Origin of the sequence: Arthrobacter sp. 2YAF22_2 (genome assembly GCF_052114645.1) — a bacterium.
GTDB lineage: Bacteria > Actinomycetota > Actinomycetes > Actinomycetales > Micrococcaceae > Arthrobacter.
Genome location: NZ_JBFRFD010000311.1, coordinates 1 through 4,562, shown reverse-complemented (window position 1 = coordinate 4,562; position 4,562 = coordinate 1). Strand labels below are relative to the sequence as shown.

Below are 4,562 nucleotides of genomic sequence, written 5' to 3'. Positions count from 1 at the left end.
CCGCATGACGGCGACGAAACCGCGCCCGACACGGCCRASGGCGTGCTGGCCGGGGAAATGGCCGCGAAAGAATAGGCCGCATGACAATCGCTGACCGCCCGCGCCTGCTGCTCGTCGAAGACGATCCGGTCCTTGGCCCACTGATCGCCGAGCTGCTCGAGCCGGACTACCGGGTCGTCCTGGCCGCCAACGGCCAGGACGGTCTGCACCTGGGCCTGACGGAGCCGTGGGACGTGATGGTCATCGACCGCGGGTTGCCCGTCATGGACGGGATCGCCCTGATCACGGCCCTGCGGTCGAAGGGCATTCCCGTGCCGATCCTGATCCTGACCGCGCTGGGCGACCCCAGCGAAAAAGTCCGGGGCCTGGACGCCGGCGCCAATGACTACGTGACCAAGCCGTTCGACGCCGGCGAACTCGCCGCCAGGCTGCGCGCCCTGACCCGCACGTTCACCCAGCCCGCCGGGACGGTGAGCATCGGCGACTGGGAGCTCGATCCGGCGTCGCGCTCGGTCCGGTCGGTCTACGGCAGCCTGGTCTCGCTCACGGCGAAAGAGTCCGAAGTGCTCGCCGCGCTCGCAGCCGAACCCGGGCGGGTCTTCAGCCGGGACGAGCTGCTGGCCGGTTTCTTCCACCCCACAGATCAGCCCGGGGTGATCGACACCTACGTCCACCACCTGCGCCGGAAGATCGCCAAATCTGTCATCCGCACCGTCCACGGCGTCGGTTACCAGATTGGCGACGCCGGTGACTAACGCACTGAACAGGAAAGCAAAGGCTTCGGGACGCGAATGACCAAGGCAACACTGCCGGGCGGCGCCCCGGACCAATCCACCCTGCGCAAGGCCTCACTCAAAGTGGCCGTCCGCATCAGCGTCGCGTGCGCCGTCATGGTGCTCGGCCTCCTCGCCGTCGCGGCCCTGTATCTGATGAACAAGCTGGCCCACCCGGACCTGCCGCCCTCGGCGTCTGCGGGCACCACTTACGCCTACCTTGATTCCAAAGACCTGCTGGAGGCGATGATCATAGCCGGGGTGGCGGGCATCGCCCTGGCCGGCCTTGTCGGCTGGCTCAGTGCCCGCAGCGCCATCCGTCCGCTGGGCGAGGCCCTCGCCCGCCAGCGCCGGTTTGTCCAGGACGCCAGCCACGAACTCCGCACGCCGCTGGCCATCCTGGATACCCGGATCCAGCTCGCGCAGCGCGACGCCGCCCCGGACTCGGCGCCGGGCCGGGCACTGCTAAGAATCCGTGAGGACACGGCCACGCTGACCGGAATCGTCAACGAACTGCTGCTGGCAGCCACCGCGGTCGCCCCCGATCCCGCAGCCGAGGCGGTGGATCTGGCCGACGTCGCGGCCTCCGTCGCGGATAGCCTGCAGCAACTGGCCGCCGCCAAGGAAGTCCGGCTGGAGTTCACCGCAGACGGCCGGCCCCGGGCCAGGATCGAACCGAACGCACTGCGGCGGGCAGTCCTGGCACTGGCGGACAATGCCCTGGCCCATACCCCGCCCGGCGGCCGTGTCACGATTTCCACGGCTGCGCGGCAGCATCAGGCGGTCATCACGGTGGCCGACACAGGGGCCGGGATCACCGGCGTCGACCAGGACCGGATCTTCGACCGCTTTGTCAGGACCCCCAGCCCTGACGGTGCACGCGGACAGCGGAGCTTCGGCATCGGACTGTCCCTGGTCCGCGAGATCTCCATGGCAGCCGGCGGCACCGTGGAAGTGGCCCGGACCGGCGCGGACGGGACCGTCATGAGGATCCTGCTGCCGGCAGCCGGATCCTGACGCCGCAAACGCGGCGCCGGCAAAGGGTCAGTTGGCTTCCGCACCCTGGGGCCTGGCCCGGTCCGGGTCCAGGACCGGCGCAGTGGCGGGCTCCACATTTGTCCTGGCCAGGAGCGCCGCCACCACCTCGGCGACCAGGTCTTCCTTCTCGCGCTTCTTCGCGTCCTCCAACTGTGCGACTTCAACCCGGGCCGCCTGCCAGGCGGACCAGTGACCGGAGACGAGGGCCCAAAGCGACAGTGCCGAGACGTAGACGACGGAGTCCAGCCAGCCCATCATCAGCGAAATGGGGATCATCAGGATCCAGATAACCGCCAGCCACCCGTTGACGCGCCGCATAAAGACGGGGTCTCCCTGAACCATCGCCCACAGGCTCTTTACCGGCCCCACGCATTCTCCTCATGTCGGTGGCGGGACAATTCCTGCCGTCGGGGACATTAGCCGCGGAATCTGTGAAGAAGCTGAAGGCGGACGGGCGCTCTGGCCCAAGTGCCCGGGCGTTAGGGCCCGGACGGGACTAGTCTCATTCCATGGCGAAAGACTCCAGGAAAACTGATCCGACGGCATCCGTCATCTGGCTGCCCGAACCGGAGGAACACGATTACCCGGCCGCGGAGCGTTATCTCGCCCTGCTCACCGACGCAGTCTGCGCCGCTGCCACCGTGCAGGCGATGCGCAACCTCCCGGTCACCCAACAGTTGGCGAAGGACATCTTGCGCGCCTGCGGGTTGCCGCTGCTGACAAAGGACAACCCGCACGTCGCGTCGGACCTTGCCAAAATAGCGGCCGGCAAAAAGCTCTCTCCGGTGCTGATGGTCCGCGGCGACCTCCATGACGGCATCGCAGCCCAAATCGCCGACGGGTACCACCGGGTCTGCGCTTCCTACCTCACCGACGAGAACACACCCATCCCCGTCAAGCTGGCTCCCGTGGCAGCCAGGGGACCTGCCGGGGCCGGCGCAGGGTGACCTTCCTGTCCCTGGCGCTGATTGCCGTCGTCGCGCTGGCGGGGCCGCTGCTCGCACTGCCGGTCCGCTGGCGCCTACCGGTGGTCCTGGGCGAATTGCTGGCAGGCATCGTGATCGGCCGGACGGGGTTAGGACTAGTCGATCCGGCTGACCCCACCTTCAGCCTGCTGGCGAATATCGGCTTCGCCCTGATGATGTTCGTGGCCGGAAGCCATGTGCCGGTACGCGATCCCCAGATCCGCTCAGCCCTCGGCAGAGGCTCGGGCCGGGCCGCAGTTGCGGCCATCGCGGCGGTGGTCATCGGTACCGGCCTGGGGCTGGCGTTTGGCACCGGGCACGCTCCGCTCTACGTGGTGCTGCTGGCCTCCTCATCCGCCGCACTGGTCCTCCCAATCGTTGACTCCCTGCGCCTGGGCGGCCCGCAGGTGGTGGCCATGACGGCCCAGGTGGCCCTCGCCGACATCGCCTGCATTGTCGCCCTGCCGCTGGCCGTGGACCCACCGAACGCCGGGCGCGCCGCCCTCGGAGCGCTCACGGTGGGAGCATGCGCCGTGGCGCTCTTCTTCGCGCTGCGGGCGCTGGAGCGCAGCGGCACCCGCCAGCGCCTGCACCGGCTCTCGGAGGACCGCAAATTCGCCCTCGAACTGCGCATCCAACTGGTTCTCCTCTTCGCGCTGGCCGGAGTCGCCGGCATCGGCCACGTCTCGGTGATGCTGGCCGGATTCTCCTTCGGGCTGGCGGTGGCCGCCGTCGGCGAACCGAGGCGCCTGGCACGCCAGCTCTTCGCCGTCAGCGACGGTTTCCTGGGCCCGATCTTCTTCGTGTGGCTGGGCGCCTCCTTGAATCTGCGCGACCTTGCCGGGCACCCGGACATGATCGTCTTGGGCTTGTCCTTGGGGGTCGGGACGGTGCTGCTCCACGCCGGCTTGCGGGCCTTTGGACTCCCCCTGCCGCTGGGTGTCATCTCGGCCGCCCAGCTGGGGGTCCCCGTGGCCGCGGCCAGCATCGGCACCCAGTTGCACGTGCTGCAGCCCGGGGAGGATGCGGCACTGCTCCTCGGTGCCTTGGTCACCATAGCCGCGAGTGCCGCCGCCGGCTCGAGGGCCGCCAAATCCTTCGCCGAGCCGGCAGATGCCAGCGACGCCAAGCACTGAAGAGATTCCCCACGTCAGCCGCCTGGCCGGGAGGGCGTGGTGGCCGCCGTTGGCCGGTCCGGACCGGTTTTTCCCACGGTACCCAACGCCGTGCGCTCCTATCGGAGGGAATTCGGTCTCCTGTAACCCGGACGGCGCGGCGGCATTAGCCGCGGAGCGGTATGACCTCCACGTGCCCGCCGGGGCCGGCAATGACCAGTACACGCCCGGCGCTTACCCCGGTGAGGGCAACGGCCAACTGGCCGCCGGGATCTCCCGACGGCAGGCCGGACGCGGGCACGGCACCCGCTGGCAGGGGCACGCCGACGTCGGCCCTGCTCCAGACGGTGACCCCCGCCCCGGTCAGCTCTTCAATGGACCGGCGCAGCGGCTCGGGATCTGAGCCCGCCACCAGGATGACGTGGCCTATCGTCCGCTTCGGGCCCGGTCCCGCTGCCGCCTGGCGTGTTCTGTCCTGCTGCCAGACAGCGAAGTGGTACCCGGCTGCCAGACCGGTGGCCACCAGCAGCCCCATCGGTGCGCGGATTCGGTCCACCAGGCTGCCGCCGGTGACCTCGGCCAGCAAGAATTCGAACAACCGGTAGCCGACCACCAGCAGTGCCACCAGTGCCACCACGGCGCTGAGGCCAAATACCGCGATGAGATAGACC

General features: G+C 69.1%; 5 protein-coding genes and 1 pseudogene. 4 read left to right on the top strand and 2 right to left on the bottom strand.

The genetic code is table 11. The annotated features are described in order from the left end of the window. The first annotated feature begins 80 nt into the window (after positions 1-80). A complete protein-coding gene (locus AB4Y86_RS12910; RefSeq protein ID WP_441402618.1) occupies positions 81-755 on the top strand; it encodes a response regulator transcription factor in 675 nt (224 codons plus the stop codon). Between the two features lie 36 nt (positions 756-791). Continuing rightward, positions 792-1,790 (top strand): sensor histidine kinase, encoded by a 999-nt coding sequence (locus tag AB4Y86_RS12905; protein WP_441402617.1) that lies wholly within the window; start codon positions 792-794, stop codon positions 1,788-1,790. Positions 1,791-1,817: 27 nt separating this feature from the next. Here the strand turns inward: AB4Y86_RS12905 and AB4Y86_RS12900 are convergent, their stop codons facing one another. Beyond that, a complete protein-coding gene (locus tag AB4Y86_RS12900; protein WP_441402616.1) occupies positions 1,818-2,153 on the bottom strand; it encodes a hypothetical protein in 336 nt (111 codons plus the stop codon). Between the two features lie 167 nt (positions 2,154-2,320). Between AB4Y86_RS12900 and AB4Y86_RS12895 the strand changes: the two genes are divergently transcribed. Next, complete coding sequence (locus AB4Y86_RS12895) at positions 2,321-2,758, top strand: hypothetical protein (protein WP_441402615.1); 438 nt, start codon at positions 2,321-2,323, stop codon at positions 2,756-2,758. After that, positions 2,755-3,912 (top strand): cation:proton antiporter, encoded by a 1,158-nt coding sequence (locus AB4Y86_RS12890; RefSeq protein WP_441402614.1) that lies wholly within the window; start codon positions 2,755-2,757, stop codon positions 3,910-3,912. Before AB4Y86_RS12895 ends, AB4Y86_RS12890 begins: the two co-directional genes overlap by 4 nt. 145 nt (positions 3,913-4,057) lie before the next feature. Here the strand turns inward: AB4Y86_RS12890 and AB4Y86_RS12885 are convergent. Beyond that, positions 4,058-4,562, bottom strand: a pseudogene (locus AB4Y86_RS12885) (DUF5671 domain-containing protein); the annotation flags it as partial.